Below are 18,752 nucleotides of genomic sequence, written 5' to 3' on the forward strand. Positions count from 1 at the left end.
TTATCGTGTTGCCGTGACTGCGCCTGACCCCACCCGTGCCTGCCCCAATTGCGGGGCCGCTCTGCCCACGATGCTGGCCTATTCCAGGATGGTGAACTGCGACTTTTGCGGGTCGTCCGTGGTGTTGGAAGACGACGTCCTCCGCCGTGCCGGCGAAGCAGGAGAGATGCAGGACGCGCCCGAACTGGTCGCCATCGGACAGCCGGTCACGCTTGCGACCCATGGCACGTTCACGGCGACCGGTCATGTGCGCTATGACTATGGGCGCGGACACTGGGACGAATATCACGGCGCCTTGTCGAACGGCGACATTGTGTGGGTGTCGGTGGATGAAGGCGATATCGTCTTGCAGCATCACCTTTCGGACCGGCCGCGCAAAGGGCGCGCCGCCTTCCGCCTAGGGGCCGAAGTGACCGTCAACGGCGTCACATACGCCTGTTCGGAGGTCGACAATGCCGTCGCGGTCGCGTTCCGCGGGCAACTGCCCGAGGAGATCGTCCTCGGAGAGACGCATCTGTTCGCCAATTTCACCGGACCACGCGGTGCGATCCTGTCCGGCGAAATCTGGGACGGCGGCGTTGCCTGGTATGCCGGCCACTGGATCGATCCTTTCGACGTCGAACGGCTGACCGGATGACGGGCCACGTCTCCAGCATCGATTGCACCAACTGCGGCGCGGGTCTTCAGGTTCTGGGCGGGGGGCGCGTCACGACGCAGGTCTGCGGCTATTGCGGTGCGCGGCTCGATGCGTCCGATGCCTATCGCGTCCTGTCGATCCATGCGGGCATGCAGCGGCCCGACAGTCCGTTTCGCCTTGGCCAGACCGGGGAAATAGATGGGGTGTCATTCACCATCATCGGCACCCTTGGTCTGGTCGAACGCTGGAAGGGGCGGGAATGGCGCTGGGTGGATCATATCCTTTATTCGCCCACGCATGGCTACGGCTGGCTGACGGTCGAGGATGGCCACATCCTCTGGACGCGGAAGGTGCGCGATTGGCCGACCGGGGCATTCCTGACCGCGCAGAGTGTCGAGAGCGCCGAAAGCCGACCCACCCGAATTTGGCGGGCGGAGCAATATACCTACTACGCGACCTCCGCGTGGGAGGTGGACTTCGTCGAAGGGGAGTTCACATGGCGCCCCGAGCGCGGCCAGCGGGGCAGCACCGTCAGCATGATGCCATCCGGTCGGGCCAGCCGCATGTTGGCGTTTTCTGATGGGGCCGAGCGCGAGGTCGAGGTCACGCGCTACTGCCCCGAAGCGGCCGATGCGTTCGGCGTTCCCGCGCCCGCCGCGAAGGGTGTCCACCCGCTGCAACCCTATGTGCCGAAGGACGGAAAATCCTTCTACGCGGTCTGGTTTGCCGCGATGACGGCCGCCGCCTTGTGCATGGCGCTATGGGTCGTTGCCACATCCGGCAATCCCCGAACCCTCTTCGAAGGGGCGCCGACGGACCTGCCGTCTGCTTTGTCCTTCGAGGTCGACACCACTACCCGACCCGTCCGCCTGCAATTCTATCAATCCCTGTCTCAGGCATGGGCGGAATACGATGTCACGCTGACCGATCCCGCGGGGGTTCTGCTGGCGGACACGGGGCGGGGGATAAGTTATTATTTCGGCGGCGTGGGCGAGGACGCCTGGACCGAAGGCAGCCGCTATGCCGACCTGACATTCGCGCCCACGACGCCCGGAACCTACCGGATCGAGATGGCGCTGGCGGACGGCGAACAGGCGGCAGCGCGCAGCACGCTGCGCCTGACCGTGCAGGACGGCATGGGCGCGTCCTTGTGGTCATGGGCGGTCGCCGGTCTGTTCGCCATGGCTTTCCTGTGGACCATGTCATCGCGCAAACGGCATAGCATGGCACGGTGGAAGGGCAGCGACTGGACCGAGGAGGACGACTGATGGCCACACGCGTGATCGTCATGATCGTGTCCCTGATCGTGCTGTCGGGTGCGGGATACGCATCCTGGTACGGTATCGGTTCGGTCAGTTCCGATACCGGCGCAGGATCGGTGCGCAGCGGGTCCGTGGGCGCGGTCGGCGTGGGCCGCGTCCGGGTAAAATAGGCAATACGGGGGAAACAGCATCATGGCTGCATTCGAGAACATCATCTTCGCCGAGGTCGTTGGCACGATCTTCTACACCTTCTTTGGCCTGTTCCTGATGCTGGGCTGCTGGTGGCTGATCGAACTGGTCACGCCCTTCAGCCTGCGAAAGGAGCTGGAGGAAGATCAGAACACCGCCATCGCCATCGTGATGGGCGCGATGTTCCTGGCGCTGGCGATCATCATCGCGGCGGTGATCCGGACGTGATCGCGGCGCGTGGGGGACGGCCGGGGCTCTGCCGTTCGCAGGCTCGCCCCCGAGGTATCCATCGCCAAGGGAAGGTGCTGCACAGGTGACGCCAGCCGGCCGGGGGACCGAGATCTGGCTGCTTGCCACGACGTTGGTCGTGGCCGTCGCGGGCCTGATCTACGAGCTTATCGCCGCCACGGTCAGCAGCTATCTGCTGGGCGATTCCGTGCGCCAGTTCAGCTTTGTCATCGGGGTTTTCCTGTCCGCCATGGGCGTCGGTGCCTGGGTGTCACGCTTTGTCGTGGACCCGGTCGAGGGGTTCGTGCGCGCACAGATCGGCCTTGGCCTGATCGGCGGTTTCGCGGCGCTGGCGACATTCTACAGCTATGCGACGATGGGGGCGGTGGCCTTGCCGCTCTATGGATCGCTGATCGCCGTCGGCGTGCTGTCGGGGATGGAGATCCCCTTGCTCGCTCGTATCCTGAGCGAGATCGGCGCAGGCCGGTTCCGGTTCGAAAACGTCCTGTCCGTCGACTACCTCGGAGCTCTTGTCGCATCGCTGGCCTTCCCGGTTCTGATCGTGCCGCACCTGTCGCTGATTGCCGCCGGTCTGGCGTTCGGCCTGCTGAACCTAGGCGTGGCGGGCGGGACGCTGTGGCTGTTCCGTGCGCGTCTGGGGCAGGGGGTCCGCCTTGCGTGGGGGGCATCTGTCGCCGCGGTCGCGGCGGCGTTGATCTGGTCGGGGCCGCTGGCGGGGGCCATGGATGCGCGGCTCTACGAAGACGACATCGTCTTGAACACACGCACATCCTATCAACAGGTGACGGTGACGCAGTTTCGCGGACGAACCCGCCTGTTCCTCGATGGCTCGGTGCAGTTCGACACGGGGGATGAGCATCGCTACCACGAACCGCTTGTTCACCCCGCCATGGCGCAGGCGCCCCGCCGGGCCCGTGTCCTTGTCATGGGGGGTGGGGATGGCATGGCCGTGCGGGAGGTTCTGCGTTGGCCGGGCGTCGAGGCGGTCACCTTGGTCGATCTGGATCCGGCGGTCACGACCCTGTTCCGGGACCGCGATGACCTTGCCGCGCTGAACGCGAACGCCCTGCGCGACCCGAGGGTGCGCATCGTGAACGCCGATGCCTTCACGTGGGTCAGGGATGCGGAAGAGGTGTTCGATGTCGCCATTCTCGACCTGCCGGATCCGAAGAACCTGTCGCTGTCGCGCATGTACACGGCAGAGTTCTATCGCCTGCTGCGCGACCGTCTGTCCGCCCAAGGCATCGTGGCGACACAGGCCGGATCCCCGATGTTCGCCCCTGATGCGTTCTGGATCGTGGCCGAGACTCTGTCGCAGGAATGGTCAGTTACGCCTTACCAAAGCTACGTGCCCAGCTTCGGTCTCTGGGGCTTCGTCCTCGCGCGGCCTGCGGGGATGGTTTCGCGGCAGGCCCCTTATCCCGACGATCTGCGGTTTCTGACGAATGACGTCTGGGCAGCCGCGCAGGTGTTCGATGGCGACACCGGCCCCCGTCCGGTGCCGGTGAACACCCTGACCCGCCATCCCCTGCCCATGGCCTATGAGGCGGGGTGGAATGCGTGGTTCCGCTGATCTTTCAGAGGGGTTCGGGGGCAGGTGGCACTGACCTTGTTCGGATCAGGCGGGACGTCCGGCCCCTTTTACCGGCACCGCTGTACCGCGCGACAGGATACGCCGTTCCGTCCGGTGGGGGCGAAGGGCCGCGTCGAGATAGTCCGCGGCCAGTTCGACGCGGGCCGCGCCGCACATGAACAGATCGAGCGCCGCATAATCATGCTCCGGCCACGTGTGGATCGTGATATGGCTTTCCGCCAGCAGCAGAACGCCGGTGATGCCGCCACCGTCAAAAGGGTGGAAATGCGCCGAAAGAACAGTCGCGCCCGCCGCCCGCGCCGCGCCATGCAGGGCGCTTTCAAGGCGCGCGCCGTCCTGCGTGCCGCCCCAATGCTCTAGGATGAGGTGTTGCCCGATCATCGCTCGATCGGGATGGTGACCGGGCCGTCATTGACCAGATGCACCGCCATGTCTGCGCCGAACCGACCGGTCTGAACCTCGACACCCTGTGCGGTCAGGGTTTCGACGAAGTGGCGATACAGATGTTCGCCGATTTCAGGGGGGGCAGCGGCGGAAAATCCGGGCCGGTTGCCGCGTGATGTATCGGCCGCCAACGTGAACTGACTGACCACGAGGGCCGCGCCGCCGGTATCCAGCAGCGACCGGTTCATGCGACCCGCCTCATCCCGAAAGACCCGCAGTTTGGGGATGCGGGTGGCCAACGCCTCGGCGTTGCCTTCGGCATCGCCTTGCATGGCACAGACGAGGATCAGGAGGCCGGGCCCGATTTGCCCGATCGTTGTGCCGTCGATGTCGACACGCGCTTCGGACACCCGTTGCAGGATGGCTTTCATCGTGTGTCAGGCCAGCTCGGACGCCCAGGGCGGATTGGCGCCCGCGCGGCTGACGGTAACTGCGGCGGCCTTCGCGCCCAGTGTCAGGGCGGCGCGCAGCACCTCCTCGGAGGGGACGTCCTTGGTCAGGGCGCCAGCCTTGTGCAGACCGGCAAGGAACCCTGCGTTGAAGGTATCACCTGCGCCGACGGTATCCACGACCTCGACCTTTTCTGCAGGGACGGAGACGCGCCCATCGCGGGTGATGGCCGTAACCCCGCGCGAGCCTTCGGTCAGGCACAGGACGGAGGCGCCGTGCGACAGCACGTCCTCGGGCGACATTCCCAACCACGCCAGATCCTCATCCGACAGCTTGACGATGTCTGCCGTGCCCAGAAGGCGCGACATGCGCCCGCGGAACGTGGCCTCGTTTCGGATGAAACTGGGCCGGATGTTCGGGTCGATCATGATCGGCAGGTGACCGTGGCCAAGGGCCAACCCCTCGTAGGTCTGTGCACAGGGTTCGACCGCGAGGGAGATGCCGCCGATGAACAACGCCTCGACACCGTCCATGTCCGGGGCATCCGCAGGCGACAGCATCCGGCCGGCGGTGTTTTCGTCGTAAAAGGCGTATTCGGCATGCCCGTCCGTCAGCGTCACGAAGGCAAGGGTCGTCGGGCGGTCATGCACGGCGCAGCGGTTCACCACGTTCGATGCGGCCAGCCCGTCGGACAGACGCTTGCCGAACAGGTCCTCGGACAGGCCCGTGAACAACCCGACGGGCGCGCCAAGCCGCCCCAATGCCACCGCCGTGTTGAACACCGCACCCCCCGTGGCCGGGTAGAAGCCGGGGCCATCGGCGGTGTCGCGCGGCAACATGTCAATCAGGGCCTCGCCTGCGCATAGGATCATGACGTATCTCCTTCCGATCGGTTCCTGCTATCCTGCGCGGCATCAAAGGGCTAGGGGGCGGGCACGTCATGGCCCAACAATTGGGCCAGAAGGGGGTGTGGAAAGGCCCGCTGCATCGTCACCGCATAGAACCGTTCGGTAATGGCCAGGTCGAACGGTGCGGTCGCCAGCATCCCGGCCGCGATTTCGTCCGCCAGAACGACCGCCGGGGCGACGGCGACCCCCGCGCCCGCCCGCGCCAGCAGACGCACCATCGCCATGTCGTCGACGAGGGCCGCGATGCGGGGCGTGACGCCCAGACGGTCGGCCAGCCCGTGAAACGCGCAGCGGATCGCCGGCTCTGTCGGCAGGATGAAGGCGCGCGTGGCCATCAGGTCTGCCAGCGATGCGGCAGCGACAAGGTCCGCGCGCCCGTGCAGGCCGACCGGCTGGTCGGCGATACCATGCAGCGCGGTCCCCTCGGCATCCTGCGCCGCGGGCGGAGAGGTCGTGAGCACCACGTCCAGGTCCAACCCCCGCAGTGCCGCCATCAGGGTGGTCGAATTGCCAGACCGCAGGATCACGTCGACATCGTCGCGGCCCAGCAGCGGGGCCAGGAACGACAGCTGAAAGTTGCGTGACAGGGTCGACAGGGCGCCAACCCTCAGGGGCGCGCGTGCGCTGCCACTGCGGTCCAGCGTCGCCAGCAGTTCGGCACCGGTCGAGAATATGCGGTCCGCATGGGTCAGGGTCACGCGCCCCACCTCCGTCAGCTCCAACCGGCGTCCAACCCGGTCGAACAGCGCGTGGCCCAGCCGATCCTCCAACGCGCGGATCTGGGCGGAGAGGGCAGATTGCGACAGGTTCAGCGTCTCCGCCGCGCGGGTCAGGTGACCGGCATGGGCGACGGCGTGAAAATAGCGCAGGTGGTGATAGTTCAGATCCGTCATCGTTCGATATTATAGAACGTTAGCGTCGATAAGATATATTTTTCTTGCATGATCCGCCGCGATACCTCCGCCACAACCGCAGAGGATTCTACAATGGACATGATCTCCACCATCGCCGCGACCGTTGTCGCACAATTTCAAAGCCCGACGCTGTCGTTCCTGATCGGGGGCATGGTCATCGCGGCCATGGGCAGCAAGCTGACGGTGCCGCAGCCGGTCTATGCCTTCATCGTGATGCTGCTATTGCTGAAGGTCGGGCTGGGCGCGGGCATGTCCATGCGCGAGGCGGACCTCGTGGCGATGGCGATCCCCGCCGGATTGGCCGCGCTGACAGGGATCGCCATCGTCCTTCTGGGCGGCAGGACGCTGACCAGATGGCGGGGCGTGTCGCAGACCGATGGCTATGCGACGGCGGGGGTGTTCGGCGCCGTTTCCGCCTCCACCCTGGCCGCCGGAATGGCGACACTGGACGGGCGGGGCATATCCTACGAGGGGTTCATCGGGGCGCTCTATCCGTTCATGGACGTGGCGGCCCTTATCACGGCAATCGTCGTGGCACGGATGTCGGCGGCGCGGATGGCGGCCCCTGCCGGCGGCGGCGTCGCGACACTGGGCGGTGGCGGCACGCGGGCCGACGATGGTGTGGTCAAGGGCATCCTGTTGGATACGTTCCGGAGCCCGGCCATTTCCGCGCTGGTCCTCGGGCTTGCCCTTGGCCTGCTCGCAAAGCCCGAGAGCGTCTACGGCAGCTTCTATGAGCCGCTGTTCCGGGGGCTCCTGTCCGTGCTGATGCTGACCATGGGGATGGAGGCGTGGTCGCGGCTGGCCGAGTTGCGCAAGGTGGCGCACGCCTATGTCCTCTACGGGCTGACGGCGCCGTTGATCCACGGGATGATCGGGTTCGGGGCGGGCCTGATTGCCCACCAGCTGACCGGGTTTTCGCAGGGGGGCGTGGTGCTGCTGGCGGTGATGGCGGCCTCGTCGTCGGACATCTCGGGCCCGCCGACGATGCGCGCCGCCCTGCCGGAGGCGAATCCTTCGGCCTATATCGGTGCCTCGACGGGCCTCGGCACACCGGTCGCCATCCTGTCGATCCCGATCTGGATCGCGCTGTCCGGTCTGGTGATGGGCACCTGATCCAAAGGGCGACCTAGGATTGATCCGTGTCGGATGCGGCGCGGATCAACCGCCTTGATAGAAGAACGCCGCAATCCCCGCGAGGATCAGCGCGGCGAGCACGGCGAGGGCGATCTTGATGGCCGAATAGGGCCGCTCCCCCTGCACACGACCGGATTGCCCGTTGACGACGAACCGATAGGATTTGCCGCGATACTTGTAGGCGGCGACCCAGACCGGCAGCAGGATGTGTTTGAAGGTCACGTCCGACAGCTTGGTGTCGAGCGCGTCGATCCGTTGCTGATCGCCCCCGATGTCCATGCGCACGTCGCGTTGGATGACCGCATCCATGCGGGCGCGTGCCTCGGTCAGGCCGGCGCGCAGGTCGATGGAATAGGCCTCCGCCCGAAACCCGGCGAGGTATTGGGGCGCATAGGGGGCGAGGCCCGCAAGGTCCCATGGCTCCAACGCATCCGTATGCCGTTTCGGCAGGGACGTGGAGGCGAGCACCAGCACGTCATCGAAGAACCGTGCGACCCGGCCCGATCGGCGGGACCAGCGGATCTTGGGCACCTGCACGCGCGTCGGCTTGCCGTCGCGCATGACGGTCTGGGTGACGTAGTAGGTGTCGCCGCGTTGCCCGCGATAGGCGGTCTGCGTCTGTGCATCGATCGTCCAGAAGGGGACGTAGATGCCGTTCATCTTCTGCCCCTTGCGGGCGTATTTCTGCAATCCGTTCGGCGCGAACCACAGGTTGCCCAGCCATTGGTCCATCGCGTCATGGGCCTGCCGTTCCTCCAGCACGAAGGGGCCGACGGCGGCGGGCTTGATGTGCCGGTTGGTGCCGGTGTCGGTGACGACGGGGGTGGCGCAGAACGGGCATTCGGCGGCGTGCATGGCGGGATCGAACTCCACCTGCGCGGCACAGTTGGGACAGGACAGGACACGGGTTTCTTCCTGCGGCGCATCGCGGGAGGCGGTGTCGAGGCCCGCGCGGATGTCGATCTCCCGGATGGCGCTGGGCGAAGTGCGCGCAAGGCTTTCGGTATTTCCGCAATGGTCGCAGATCATCCGGTCGTCGCCTGGATCGAACCGCATGTCGCCGCCGCAGGCATCGCAGGGAAACCGATGCTCCTCGGTCTTGGGAACCGGGGGCGGACGATTGCGGCCGGAGACGGAGGGAACTTTCATAGGAACCTCTGAAAGATTTTCGGTGCCATGATACGCAGGGCGTTATCGCGCAGCTTCAGGTGACGCCAGACGTGATAGGCAGCATGGAACGCGACGATGGCGGCGAGGATGTAGAATTCGACGGTGTGCAGCGTGCCGGCCCATTGGTTCGCCTGCGGCAGGCCCAGCGGCGGCGCGATCGGCAGGATCGTGCCCGCGAACAACGTGCGGCTGGCCGTCAGGCCCAGCAGGAAGCCGGTAAAGGCGACGCCGAACAGACCCCAGATGATCGTCAGGTGCAGCGGGCGGTGGATGGCCCGCGCCGTGCCGCGCAATTTCGGCCCGGGGCGGGAGGCGAGGCCCCGCCAGATCAGGTCCGCCGTCCACACCAGACACAGCGTCACGAAGATCAGCCCGAACACGGAATGCATGTCGACGGCCCAAGACCCCAGCCGCGCCACGTCGGAGGGGGTGACGACGAGAAACCAGACGAAGAACGGCACCACCGTCCAATGCAGGATCTTGAGGTATGTTCGGCGGGTCGGCAGGCGCATGGAGCGAGTTAGGCCTGTCCCGTCGTCGGTTGCAATGGGGTGTGGGCGGGGGCGAGGGGAGCTTTCCCCTCGCGCTCCCCTGCGAAGGGGGACGTTCCGCCCCCCTTCGAGACCCCCCGAGGGGTAATTCCGCAGCATAGGGGGTCGGTCAATGCAGGGCACGGGCCGCCGGGCCACGCATCGCCACGGCGCCGTCAGATACCGGGCGGCGGGGGCGGGGGCATGACGGTGAAGAGCTGCGCAAGCTCGTCGACGTCGTCGGCCTTCTTCCAGCCATCCTGCCCTTGCGTCCAGACGTAGGTTTCGCGCGTCACCTCCCCATCCGTGACCATGCGGCCAAGGCGCGCCTTGCTGAACGGGCCCTTGGTCGCGCCCCCCTCGGCGATGTGCCAGACATGTTCGACCGGCGGCGGCGGCGGGGCGGCGGGCGCCTGCGCGGCGGGAGCGGCGCCCCAGGGGCCGGGGTTCGCCATCTGCTGCGCCATGCCCATGCCCATCCCCATGCCGAGACCCGCGCCCATGCCGGAGTTCGGCGTGGCGGCGGCGGTCTGCATCGCCTCGGCGGTGGCGAACTGCTGATACTTGTGCAGGTCACCGATCACGCCCATCGACGTGCGCTTGTCCAGCGCCGCCTCGACCGCGGGCGGCAGGGAGACGTTCTCGATATACAGCTCCGGCACCGACAGGCCGTAGTCGGCGATGGTCGCGCTGATCTGGTCGGCGACGATCTTGCCCAGCTCGTCGGTGTTGGCCGCCATGTCGAGGACGGGGATCTGGCTGCTGGCCAGCGCCCGACTGGCCGATTGCACGATCATGTTGCGGATCTGGAACTGGATCTCGTCGCGGGTGAAATCGCCGTCGGTGCCCACGATTTCGGTCATGAAGCGGGCCGGGTCGGCGACCTTGATGGTATAGGTTCCGAAGGCGCGCAGGCGGACGGGCCCGAACTCCGGATCGCGCAGGGTGATCGGGTTCTTGGTGCCCCACTTAAGGTCCGTCATCCGGGTGGTGGAGACGAAGTAGATCTCGGACTTGAAGGGCGATTTGAAGCCGTGGTCCCAATGCTGCAAGGTGGTCATGATGGGCATGTTGTTGGTTTCCAACATGTACAGCCCCGGCATGAAGACGTCGGCCAGCTGCCCCTCGTGGATGAAGACGGCGGCCTGGCCTTCGCGGACGGTCAGCTTGGCGCCGTACTTGATCTCGTGCCCATGGCGTTCGAACCGATAGACCAGCGTGTCGCGCGTGTCGTCCGTCCATTCGATGACGTCGATGAACTGACCGGACAGGATGTCGAAAATGGACATGGGGGTCTCCTTGGGGGCGGCTATGCGTTGGGTCTTATCTAGGCACGCTGTGCGCGGATAACAGAGAGGCGCGGGGCCATCACGTTCGCCCCCCGACCAGTTCGCCGGCGATCTGGCGAATGATGGGGCGCGCCTGCTCTGCCGTCATGCCGACTGACAGGCGACGGTCGTACAGCATTCGCAACAGCAACTCATCATGTTGCGTCAGCAGGGCGAATTCCTCGTCATCGTTGAAGATCGACGGGCGGGCCGTCGGGCTGTCGTTGGCAAGCCCAAGGCCCTGGGCGATTTCCTCGTGATAGCAGGCGAGCCGCATGAGATCGGGATGTTCCGTCCGGATAAGCGCGACGGCCGAGACATAGGTGTTCGGGTTTGCCGCCGTCGAGGACGCATAGACCGCACAATACGTCGATTTCCCAAGCGACGTGATCTCGGCCACGGTCCCACGGCTCAGGCCCGGTTCCGCCGCGCTGATCGCCGGGCCGAGGGCGCGTTGTTCGTCGATGTTCACGACGAACACGTGATAATTGCCCCCCTGGGAGACGACGCTCATCGGGTGGCCCGTGACGCGGCGCAGGCGCGCGACATAGGCCCGTACGATGTCGGTATCGGCGGCGCGCGCGGCGCTGTCGACCGATGGGCCGAAATGCAACTGCACCCGGACCGGGACCGACCATCGCCGCAACTGGGCGCGGCTCTGCTGTGCGACGTAGCGCCCATTCACCTGAACGTATTCGGAAAACAGGGCGATCCGCTCAAAGTTGCGCGCGAGTTCCCTTGGCCCGTATGCCGTGTCGGCCCCGCCGCCGCCATCGGACCGCAAAAGACCCTGCGCTACGAGCCTCTGTTCCAGCCGTCGATAGAACAGGGCAGCCGAGCGACTTTCGGCGGATTGTTCCGGAACGGCAGGCGCCTGTTGCGCCGGTGCCGCGGGGCGGACCGTCGGCACCGGGGACGGCTGGACCGGAGGGGCAACCGCCGCAGGTTGGCAGGCCGCCGCAGCAAGGGCTGCGACCGCAGGCAGAAGGCAGCGCAGGCGCATCAGGTGTTGGGTACCGAGGTGCCGGCGTTGTCGCCCGTTCCGTCGCCACGCGCCTTGGCGGATGCCAGCGTTTCGCGCAGTTCCTTCTCCATCGCCTCCAGCTCCTTCTCGGCTTCGGCACGGCGGGCCTTGCCCTCGTCGGCGATCTGCAGGCTTTCGTTGATCGTCGCGACCAGATCCTCGTTCGCCTGCCGGACGGCGGCAATGTCGAAGACGCCGCGCTCCATCTCGGTGCGCACGACGGAGTTCGCCTCGCGCAGGTTCTTGGCGTTGGAGGTCAGCAGCTCGTTGGTCAGGTCATTTGCGTCGCGCACGGCCTCTGCCGCCTCGCGCGAGCGCTGGATCGTCACGGCCTGCGCCAGCTGCGTCTCCCACAGGGGCACGGTGTTCACGAGGGTGGAGTTGATCTTGGTGACGAGGCTCTTGTCGTTTTCCTGCACCAGGCGGATGGACGGCAGGGATTGCATCGTCACCTGCCGTGTCAGTTTCAGGTCGTGGACCCGACGTTCCAGATCGTCGCGCGCGGCGCGCAGGTCGCGCAATTCCTGACTGCCGATCATCTTGTCGTCTTCGGGCAGGGCGGCGACGGCGGCTTCCTTCGCCGGGATCGTGGTTGCGTCCAGTTCCGCCAGCTTGGCTTCGCCCGCAGAGATGTAAAGGCCCAGCTCCTCGTAGAAATCGAGGGTCTTCTCATAGAGCTTGTCGAGCGACTTGATGTCCTTGAGCAGGACATGCTCATGCTTGAGCAGGTCTTCGGTGACCTTGTCGATCTGGCCCTGCACGTTCTCGAACTTGGCCACGAAATTGCTGAACGGCGCGGCACGCCCCAGCAGCTTTTCCCAGAACGACCGCTTGCGGCGCACGTCCAGTTCGCTGACCGAGAAACCGCGAATGGTGGACACGATCGAGCGCAGGGAATCCCCGGCGGGGCCGACATCCTTGTTCTTGACGTCGGCCAGCATCGCCTGACTGATCTGTTGCAGTTCTGCTTGCGCGCCGGATCCGAATTCGATGATCGACTGCGTGTCGGTCATGTCCAACTCGGCCATGCGGGTCCGGATCGTTTCGGCGACCGGGGCGGGGGCCTGTTCCAGCGCCACCACCTCGGTTCCCGGCTCGGGCAGGGTGACGGCGGCAACGGCGCCTACTTCTGCGGCGGCGGCGGCGGCCTCACTGCGCGTCTTGGTATCCATGTCTTACTCCCCGGTGGGCAGGCCGTCACGTTTCAGACGGTCCCGCAAAACTTCGATTTCAACATCCAGATCTGTGCGGTCGCTGACCAGCAGCGTGGCGCGTTTGGTATCCATTCCCTGCTCCAGATCATCGAGCAGGGCGAAATAGTCGGCCTTCACGGTAGGGTCCTGCGTCTGGACATACAGGTCCGCGAACTTGGCCGTCGCGTCGCGTGCGCCCATCAGGTAGACGCCCAGATATTTGCGCGCCGCCGTCAGGTCGCGGGGGTCGTCCTCGACCGCGCGAAACATTTCGCGCGCCCGGGCGATGACGCGGGCGACGCGGCTCTCGGCCTCGCGGTCGCGGGCGCGCAGAACGGCGTCCTGCATGGCAGACAGGTGTTTCTCGGCCTCTTCGATGGTGCGGGCCACGCGTTCGGTCTGAAAGGTATCGACGCCCTCCATGCCCTTGTCCTTCATCGGGTCGAACCCGAAGGCGGCGACATGCAGCGCCGCGGCGACAAGGCCATAGACGCCGCCCGCGGGACCGATCCCGGCGGCCAGCAGAACACCAACCCCGGTCAGGATCGCCCCAAACGCCTTGCGCGGCACGGCCGGGCGGCGGGCAATCTTGCGTGCGGTCCATGCGGCCTCGGCCTTCAGACCCTCGCGCGTCACGACAGCCCCGCCGAACAGGACGGCGCCCGCCGCGATGTTCAGCGCAAGACCCGTGGCCCCACCCTGAAAGAAGGCGGTGATGACCGGCAGGACGGACAACGCCATCAGGATCTGCGTTCGCGCACGACCGGGAAGGGGCGCATTCAGGGCGGGGGGCGGCGTTTTCACCGCGCCCGCAGTCTTGGAGCCACCGGGGCTGAACTGTCCGCCGAAACGTCGTGCCATTGCGCTACAGGCCCCCGCCCGACAGCACGCCGAGCCCCGTCAGGGCGATAAGCACCGCAAGGGCGGCGAAGGCCGTCTTTTGCATTCCGGTAGATTTCACGTTTCAGCCTCCGACGAAGCAGCCCCGCAGCGGGCCGCCTCTACCATATGATGGTTCCTGGCCCGCATACCAGACAGTTGCGCCTGCGTCAGTCGGTTCTGCCGGACGGACGCAGGTAGCTGCCCTTTTTTTCAGTCGGATCGCTGCGGCGTTCGGCAAGCAGCTCGCGCCCGGCGCGCACGGCGGGGCGGGCGGCGACATCGTCCAGCCAGCGTGCCATATGCGGCTTGTCGTCGATCGTCGTCTGCTGTCCTTCCCACAGCGAGGCCCAGGGCCAGATCGCCATGTCCGCGATCGAATAGAAGTCGCCGGCGACGTAGCGTTTGTCCGCCAACTGGCGGTCCAGCACGCCATAAAGGCGATTCGCCTCGTTGCTGTACCGTTCTTTCGCGTAGGGCAGATCCTGTGGCGGGGTCTGTTTGGGCGCGTATTTCAGGAAATGATGCGCCTGTCCGGCCATCGGTCCCAATCCGCCCATCTGCCACATCAACCATTGATCGACGGCGATGCGGTCCCGCTCTGTCGGGCCACCGAACTTGCCGGTCTTGCGGGCGAGATATTGCAGGATCGCGCCGCTTTCGAAGATCGAGATCGGCGCACCATCCGGCCCGTCGGGATCGACGATCGCGGGCATGCGGTTGTTCGGCGCGATCTTCAGAAACGCCGGCTCGAACTGATCGCCCTTGCCGATGTTCACCTCGTGCAACCTGTAGGGCAGATCGAATTCATGCAGCGCGATGCTGATCTTCCAGCCGTTGGGCGTGGGCCAATAGTAAAGGTCGATCGGGGTCTGCATCCAGGTCTCCTGCGGGTCAGGCCGTACTGGCGGTCACCGTCGGCGTGTCGGCAGCGGAATGCAAGCGCGGGGCGGCAACCGGCGCGAACAGAGACGCCCCCGCGGCCCCCGAAACCCATGCCCGATACAGCGGCCAGACACCGCGCCGCAGGAAACAGGACCAGTGGCAGGTGCGGTGCGGCCAGACCGGCAGGCCCGAACGGTCGGGGTAGAAGTCCATCCAGCGCAGATGATCCGGCCCGCGGGACAGATCGGCGGCCCCAGCCATCGCCGCGACCATGCCCAGATTGCACAGCCAGTTTTCCGGTGTCTGCGTGGCGACCACGGTGCAGGCCGCCCCACCCGGCGCGCGCAACGCCCGCCCGGCCCGGGCCCGGCTGTCGGCGGGGGTCAGCAGGAGCGCGCGGTCGCAGACAGGCAGTGGCGCGCGCAGCATCGCCTCAATCACCACGCGGGCGCCCATCGAATGCGCCACCACGGTGATCCGCAGATCGGGCCGGCGTCGCCGGATCGCACAGGCTAGCCGTGCCAGCGCGGCCCCTGCATAGCTGGCGCGACGCATCGCCGTCCACACCGTTCCGCGCCCGTCCCAGCCAAAGGTGATCGCATGACCCGACAGGACCTGGCCGTCCCCCATATGCAGACAGCGCACAAGGCTGCGCGATTTCCAGTGACGGTTCGGGTTCGCGCAGTAGGACAGGATGCCGTCATGGGGATCATGCGCCGCCCAACCCGGGGCATGGTTCATGCCGTGCGTCACGATGGCCAACGGCGCGCCGGTCGGCAGAGGGTCGATATGGCGGTGCAAGGCAGTCCACGGTGCATGACCCGCCGCATCGCGCGGCCCGTCGTGATGTGCATCGATCCTGAGGCGTGGCACTCTCGTGTCCCCCATCGCTGGCATGGGGGGGACGTCGGGGACGGGCGCAACACATGCGTGACAGTCAGATCAAGCATTTGTGTCTTTCCACACCCGACCCGCGCGCAGCGCCCGGCTTGACGCCCCGTGGTCACGGGGCTACGGCAGCGGGCGAGGGGATTTGTACCGGATTGCGGCCCTCGGGACGGCGTGAGGCCGTCCGAAAATAAACCGCTAAAGAGGCTCGGGGTCGGCAATGCCGATGCCCTCTGCTTTCCGACAGGTGCGTTTTGGTTCGGCCCTAAAGGAGGCCCGCAATGAAAGACATATCGCAGAAACCCCGGTCCCCCCGCACGTTGGCCGTTCATGCCGGCACGCGCAGGTCACAATACGGCGAAGTGTCGGAGGCGATGTTCCTGACGCAGGGCTTCGTCTATCCCACCGCCGAGGAGGCAGAGGCCCGGTTCATCGAAAGCACGCGGGAAGAATTCATCTACGCCCGCTACGGCAATCCGACGGTCGCCATGTTCGAGGATCGCATCGCCGCCCTCGAAGGAACCGAAGATGCCTTTGCCACCGCGTCCGGCATGGCCGCCGTCAATGGCGCGCTGGTGTCGATGCTGAAATCCGGCGATCACGTCGTGGCCGGACGCGCCCTGTTCGGATCCTGCCTGTATATCCTCGACGAGGTTCTGCCGCGCTACGGTGTCGATGTGACGCTGGTTGACGGGACCGATCTGGATGCATGGCGGGCCGCCATCCGTCCCGATACGAAAGCGGTATTCTTCGAGAGCGTTTCGAACCCCGCATTGGAAGTGACCGACATCGCCGCCGTGTCCGAGATGGCCCATGCCGTCGGTGCGACCGTGATCTGCGACAACGTCTTTGCGACACCCGCATTCAGCCGTGCGATCGATCTGGGCGTGGACGTGGTCATATATTCCACGACCAAGCATATCGACGGGCAGGGGCGCTGTCTTGGTGGCGTGATCTGCGGCACGCAGGAGTTCGTGCGCAAGATCGCGGAGCCCTACCTCAAGCATACGGGGTCGGCGATGTCGCCGTTCAACGCCTGGGTGATGCTCAAGGGCCTGGAGACAATGGACCTGCGCGTGCGCGCGCAGGCCGACACCGCGTGGAAGCTGGCAGAGGCGCTGGTCGGTCATCCGAAACTGACCCGCGTGATCCATCCCCATCTGGACAGCCATCCACAGGCCAACATCGCACGCGCACAGATGGAAAAGGGCGGCACGGTTCTGGCGCTGGATCTCGCCGGCGGGAAGGAGGCTGCGTTCCGCTTCCTGAATGCATTGGAGATCGTCCTGATTTCCAACAACCTCGGCGATGCGAAATCGATCGCCACCCATCCTGCGACCACGACGCATCAACGCCTGCCGCAGGATCAGAAGGATACGCTGGGCATCACCCCCGGCCTGATCCGCCTGTCCATCGGGTTGGAGGACGGCGCGGACCTGATGGCCGATATCATGGCGGCCCTGGACGCGGCGTGACCCGTCCGTTCAGGGGGCGCGAAGTTCGCCGCGCGAGCATTGCCGACGCAGAAGCAGCCTTGCAGGAACTGGGGCAGGCAGGACGCTGCGTTCAGGGGGCCGGCGCGTCCGCGTCCTATCGCGCCGACCGCATGTCGGATCAGCGCGCGGCGTGGATCGCCAAGGATGATGCGCGGCCTGTCGGCGTCCTGCTGCTGGATGACGAGGCACGTTTGGACAGGCTTTTTGTCTGTCCGAAGATGCGGGGGACCGGGGTTGCCGAGGCGCTGCTGGCGATGCTCGACAACCATGCACTGGTCGCGGGCTTGCCACAACTGACGGTGCGGGCCTCGCAAGCCTTGCGCCCCTATCTGCTGCGTCGCGGCTGGACCGAGGTGCCGCGTTCCGCGCTGGGCGTCGCTGTGTCTGCCTCGGGCAGGACGGTGATGACCCGTGCACCGGGCAAGCCCGCAGAGACGGGCAAAAGCAATAACAGACTGAGCCAACGACTGATCCAGCACGATGGTTCCACCGTAAGATACATAGAACGGGGTTGAGGCGACGGGGTCGCTGACCCATCTGGACCAAGAAGCGTGAACCGAGGGGGGGACTACACATGAACGTCCATACACCGGATATTGATCGCGAGCCGACCGAGGCGGAGGCACAAGCCGCGCTCGCCGTGCTCCGCCGTTATGCCGCGACCGAGCAGGGGAAGGTCGATCTCTATCCGACCCTCGCGAATGCCTACCCTGCGCATGTCGCGGATGAGGCGTATCGGGCGACCCTGCCGGATCTGCAGAACGGCCCGGCTTCGCTGATCCGGGGCGCGAACGTGGCTATTCAGCACGTCGGGATTTCGAACTTCCGCCTGCCGATGCAGGTCGCGACCCGCGCCGGGACGCATCTGGCCGAGGTGTCCGTCACCGGCACCGTCAGCCTCGAAGCCGGCAGGAAGGGCATCAACATGTCGCGCATCATGCGCAGCTTCTACCGCCATGCGGAGGCCGAGGTCGGCTTTGCCGTGGCCGAGGCCGCGCTGGACGACTACCTCGTCGATCTCGGAAGCTTCGACGCGCGCCTGTTGCTGCGGTTTTCGCTGCCGCTGCGCGTGGACAGCCTCCGGTCGGGGCTGTCGGGCTGGCAATACTACGATTGCGCGATGGAGGTCGTGCAGACTGGGGCCGCACGCCGCCGCATCCTGCATCTCGACTACGTCTATTCCTCGACTTGCCCGTGCTCGCTCGAACTTTCGGAACATGCCCGACGCACGCGCGGGCAGCTTGCGACACCGCATTCCCAGCGTTCCGTGGCGCGCCTGTCCGTCGAGGTGACGGGCGATGCCACGATCGAGGATATCATCGACACCTGTCGCAAGGCCGTGCCGACCGAAACGCAGGTTATGGTCAAGCGCGAGGACGAACAGGCCTTTGCGGAACTGAACGCCGCGAACCCCATTTTCGTCGAAGACGCGGCCCGCCTGTTCGCAGAAGCGTTGGGCCTGTTGGACGGGGTGCGGGATTACCGCGTCGTCGCCTCGCATCAGGAAAGCCTGCACAGCCATGACGCGGTGTCTGTCCTGACCAGTGGTGCGCTGTTTGCGGCCGAGACACTGGAACCGCGCCTGTTTGGAACGCTCGTCCACCCCGGGTGATCCGTGCCGCCCCCTGTTCTTCA

21 protein-coding genes are annotated in these 18,752 nt (G+C 66.0%); 9 read left to right on the forward strand and 12 right to left on the reverse strand.

The features are described 5' to 3' along the window. Positions 1 to 13: 13 nt before the first annotated feature. The 5 genes from V6N07_RS00270 (at position 14) to V6N07_RS00290 (ending at position 3,910) form a co-directional block, all read left to right on the forward strand. Positions 14 to 637, forward strand: a complete 624-nt coding sequence (locus V6N07_RS00270; protein WP_371153167.1) for a DUF4178 domain-containing protein — start codon at positions 14 to 16, stop codon at positions 635 to 637. Then, positions 634 to 1,905 (forward strand): DUF4178 domain-containing protein, encoded by a 1,272-nt coding sequence (locus V6N07_RS00275; protein ID WP_371153169.1) that lies wholly within the window; start codon positions 634 to 636, stop codon positions 1,903 to 1,905. The genes V6N07_RS00270 and V6N07_RS00275 overlap by 4 nt, the downstream gene beginning before the upstream one ends. After that, on the forward strand, positions 1,905 to 2,069 hold the full coding sequence (locus V6N07_RS00280; protein ID WP_371153170.1) for a hypothetical protein: 165 nt from the start codon (positions 1,905 to 1,907) through the stop codon (positions 2,067 to 2,069). The genes V6N07_RS00275 and V6N07_RS00280 overlap by 1 nt, the downstream gene beginning before the upstream one ends. A 22-nt stretch (positions 2,070 to 2,091) precedes the next feature. Beyond that, the gene (locus tag V6N07_RS00285; RefSeq protein ID WP_371153172.1) at positions 2,092 to 2,316 is read left to right on the forward strand and encodes a DUF350 domain-containing protein; all 225 of its coding nucleotides are present in this window, start codon (positions 2,092 to 2,094) and stop codon (positions 2,314 to 2,316) included. A gap of 85 nt (positions 2,317 to 2,401) precedes the next feature. Further along, a complete protein-coding gene (locus V6N07_RS00290; protein ID WP_371153174.1) occupies positions 2,402 to 3,910 on the forward strand; it encodes a polyamine aminopropyltransferase in 1,509 nt (502 codons plus the stop codon). Between the two features lie 45 nt (positions 3,911 to 3,955). Here V6N07_RS00290 and speD read toward each other — a convergent pair whose 3' ends face one another. Genes speD through V6N07_RS00310 form a run of 4 tightly spaced genes read right to left on the reverse strand, consistent with a single transcriptional unit; the run spans position 3,956 to position 6,566 of the window. Further along, a complete protein-coding gene (speD, locus tag V6N07_RS00295; protein WP_371153176.1) occupies positions 3,956 to 4,312 on the reverse strand; it encodes an adenosylmethionine decarboxylase in 357 nt (118 codons plus the stop codon). After that, positions 4,309 to 4,746 (reverse strand): D-aminoacyl-tRNA deacylase, encoded by a 438-nt coding sequence (gene dtd / locus V6N07_RS00300; RefSeq protein ID WP_371153177.1) that lies wholly within the window; start codon positions 4,744 to 4,746, stop codon positions 4,309 to 4,311. Before dtd ends, speD begins: the two co-directional genes overlap by 4 nt. Before the next feature lie 6 nt (positions 4,747 to 4,752). Then, on the reverse strand, positions 4,753 to 5,637 hold the full coding sequence (locus tag V6N07_RS00305; RefSeq protein ID WP_371153178.1) for a carbohydrate kinase: 885 nt from the start codon (positions 5,635 to 5,637) through the stop codon (positions 4,753 to 4,755). Positions 5,638 to 5,687: 50 nt separating this feature from the next. Next, positions 5,688 to 6,566: a LysR family transcriptional regulator gene (locus tag V6N07_RS00310; RefSeq protein ID WP_371153179.1), complete on the reverse strand. Its 879-nt coding sequence runs from the start codon at positions 6,564 to 6,566 to the stop codon at positions 5,688 to 5,690. Between the two features lie 93 nt (positions 6,567 to 6,659). Here V6N07_RS00310 and V6N07_RS00315 point away from each other — a divergent pair, with 93 nt between their 5' ends. After that, positions 6,660 to 7,703, forward strand: a complete 1,044-nt coding sequence (locus V6N07_RS00315) for a sodium-dependent bicarbonate transport family permease (protein ID WP_371153181.1) — start codon at positions 6,660 to 6,662, stop codon at positions 7,701 to 7,703. Positions 7,704 to 7,748: 45 nt separating this feature from the next. On the opposite strand, the gene V6N07_RS00320 is transcribed toward V6N07_RS00315, so the two are convergent. The 8 genes from V6N07_RS00320 to V6N07_RS00355 all read right to left on the reverse strand — a co-directional run bounded on the left by V6N07_RS00320 (position 7,749) and on the right by V6N07_RS00355 (position 15,606). Next, entirely contained in the window at positions 7,749 to 8,873 is a 1,125-nt protein-coding gene (locus V6N07_RS00320; RefSeq protein WP_371153182.1) for a primosomal protein N' (replication factor Y) - superfamily II helicase, read from the reverse strand. Beyond that, positions 8,870 to 9,406, reverse strand: a complete 537-nt coding sequence (locus V6N07_RS00325; RefSeq protein WP_371153183.1) for a cytochrome b/b6 domain-containing protein — start codon at positions 9,404 to 9,406, stop codon at positions 8,870 to 8,872. Before V6N07_RS00325 ends, V6N07_RS00320 begins: the two co-directional genes overlap by 4 nt. Positions 9,407 to 9,600: 194 nt before the next feature. Further along, positions 9,601 to 10,713 (reverse strand): SPFH domain-containing protein, encoded by a 1,113-nt coding sequence (locus V6N07_RS00330; protein WP_371153184.1) that lies wholly within the window; start codon positions 10,711 to 10,713, stop codon positions 9,601 to 9,603. A gap of 79 nt (positions 10,714 to 10,792) precedes the next feature. Next, positions 10,793 to 11,755 carry a DUF2927 domain-containing protein gene (locus V6N07_RS00335; RefSeq protein ID WP_371153185.1) on the reverse strand — a complete coding sequence of 321 codons (963 nt, stop codon included), beginning with the start codon at positions 11,753 to 11,755 and terminating at the stop codon, positions 10,793 to 10,795. Continuing rightward, a complete protein-coding gene (locus V6N07_RS00340; RefSeq protein ID WP_371153186.1) occupies positions 11,755 to 12,948 on the reverse strand; it encodes a toxic anion resistance protein in 1,194 nt (397 codons plus the stop codon). The genes V6N07_RS00335 and V6N07_RS00340 overlap by 1 nt, the downstream gene beginning before the upstream one ends. Positions 12,949 to 12,951: 3 nt before the next feature. Beyond that, positions 12,952 to 13,830, reverse strand: a complete 879-nt coding sequence (locus V6N07_RS00345) for a 5-bromo-4-chloroindolyl phosphate hydrolysis family protein (protein WP_371153187.1) — start codon at positions 13,828 to 13,830, stop codon at positions 12,952 to 12,954. 188 nt (positions 13,831 to 14,018) lie between these two features. Beyond that, positions 14,019 to 14,726, reverse strand: coding sequence for a glutathione S-transferase N-terminal domain-containing protein (locus V6N07_RS00350; protein WP_371153188.1), 708 nt, complete (start codon positions 14,724 to 14,726; stop codon positions 14,019 to 14,021). A 16-nt stretch (positions 14,727 to 14,742) separates the two neighbouring features. Further along, a complete protein-coding gene (locus V6N07_RS00355) occupies positions 14,743 to 15,606 on the reverse strand; it encodes an alpha/beta hydrolase (RefSeq protein WP_371153190.1) in 864 nt (287 codons plus the stop codon). Between the two features lie 296 nt (positions 15,607 to 15,902). Between V6N07_RS00355 and metZ the strand changes: the two genes are divergently transcribed. Genes metZ through folE2 form a run of 3 tightly spaced genes read left to right on the forward strand, consistent with a single transcriptional unit; the run spans position 15,903 to position 18,729 of the window. Then, positions 15,903 to 17,096 (forward strand): O-succinylhomoserine sulfhydrylase, encoded by a 1,194-nt coding sequence (metZ, locus tag V6N07_RS00360; protein ID WP_371153192.1) that lies wholly within the window; start codon positions 15,903 to 15,905, stop codon positions 17,094 to 17,096. Next, on the forward strand, positions 17,093 to 17,632 hold the full coding sequence (locus tag V6N07_RS00365; RefSeq protein WP_371153194.1) for a GNAT family N-acetyltransferase: 540 nt from the start codon (positions 17,093 to 17,095) through the stop codon (positions 17,630 to 17,632). The genes metZ and V6N07_RS00365 overlap by 4 nt, the downstream gene beginning before the upstream one ends. 59 nt (positions 17,633 to 17,691) lie before the next feature. Next, positions 17,692 to 18,729: a GTP cyclohydrolase FolE2 gene (gene folE2, locus V6N07_RS00370; protein ID WP_371153195.1), complete on the forward strand. Its 1,038-nt coding sequence runs from the start codon at positions 17,692 to 17,694 to the stop codon at positions 18,727 to 18,729. The last annotated feature ends 23 nt before the right edge of the window (positions 18,730 to 18,752 follow it).

It is taken from the genome of Jannaschia sp. 2305UL9-9 (genome assembly GCF_041403465.1).
Classification (GTDB): domain Bacteria; phylum Pseudomonadota; class Alphaproteobacteria; order Rhodobacterales; family Rhodobacteraceae; genus Jannaschia.

Excerpts from the sequence above, each read along its gene's own strand:
- V6N07_RS00275 (WP_371153169.1), top strand. The coding sequence starts at position 634 with ATGACGGGCCACGTCTCCAGCATCGATTGCACCAACTGCGGCGCGGGT.
- V6N07_RS00280 (WP_371153170.1), top strand. The coding sequence starts at position 1,905 with ATGGCCACACGCGTGATCGTCATGATCGTGTCCCTGATCGTGCTGTCG.
- V6N07_RS00285 (WP_371153172.1), top strand. The coding sequence starts at position 2,092 with ATGGCTGCATTCGAGAACATCATCTTCGCCGAGGTCGTTGGCACGATC.
- speD (WP_371153176.1), bottom strand. The coding sequence starts at position 4,312 with ATGATCGGGCAACACCTCATCCTAGAGCATTGGGGCGGCACGCAGGAC.
- dtd (WP_371153177.1), bottom strand. The coding sequence starts at position 4,746 with ATGAAAGCCATCCTGCAACGGGTGTCCGAAGCGCGTGTCGACATCGAC.
- V6N07_RS00305 (WP_371153178.1), bottom strand. The coding sequence starts at position 5,637 with ATGATCCTATGCGCAGGCGAGGCCCTGATTGACATGTTGCCGCGCGAC.
- V6N07_RS00310 (WP_371153179.1), bottom strand. The coding sequence starts at position 6,566 with ATGACGGATCTGAACTATCACCACCTGCGCTATTTTCACGCCGTCGCC.
- V6N07_RS00315 (WP_371153181.1), top strand. The coding sequence starts at position 6,660 with ATGGACATGATCTCCACCATCGCCGCGACCGTTGTCGCACAATTTCAA.
- V6N07_RS00320 (WP_371153182.1), bottom strand. The coding sequence starts at position 8,873 with ATGAAAGTTCCCTCCGTCTCCGGCCGCAATCGTCCGCCCCCGGTTCCC.
- V6N07_RS00325 (WP_371153183.1), bottom strand. The coding sequence starts at position 9,406 with ATGCGCCTGCCGACCCGCCGAACATACCTCAAGATCCTGCATTGGACG.
- V6N07_RS00330 (WP_371153184.1), bottom strand. The coding sequence starts at position 10,713 with ATGTCCATTTTCGACATCCTGTCCGGTCAGTTCATCGACGTCATCGAA.
- V6N07_RS00335 (WP_371153185.1), bottom strand. The coding sequence starts at position 11,755 with ATGCGCCTGCGCTGCCTTCTGCCTGCGGTCGCAGCCCTTGCTGCGGCG.
- V6N07_RS00340 (WP_371153186.1), bottom strand. The coding sequence starts at position 12,948 with ATGGATACCAAGACGCGCAGTGAGGCCGCCGCCGCCGCCGCAGAAGTA.
- V6N07_RS00345 (WP_371153187.1), bottom strand. The coding sequence starts at position 13,830 with ATGGCACGACGTTTCGGCGGACAGTTCAGCCCCGGTGGCTCCAAGACT.
- V6N07_RS00350 (WP_371153188.1), bottom strand. The coding sequence starts at position 14,726 with ATGCAGACCCCGATCGACCTTTACTATTGGCCCACGCCCAACGGCTGG.
- metZ (WP_371153192.1), top strand. The coding sequence starts at position 15,903 with ATGAAAGACATATCGCAGAAACCCCGGTCCCCCCGCACGTTGGCCGTT.
- folE2 (WP_371153195.1), top strand. The coding sequence starts at position 17,692 with ATGAACGTCCATACACCGGATATTGATCGCGAGCCGACCGAGGCGGAG.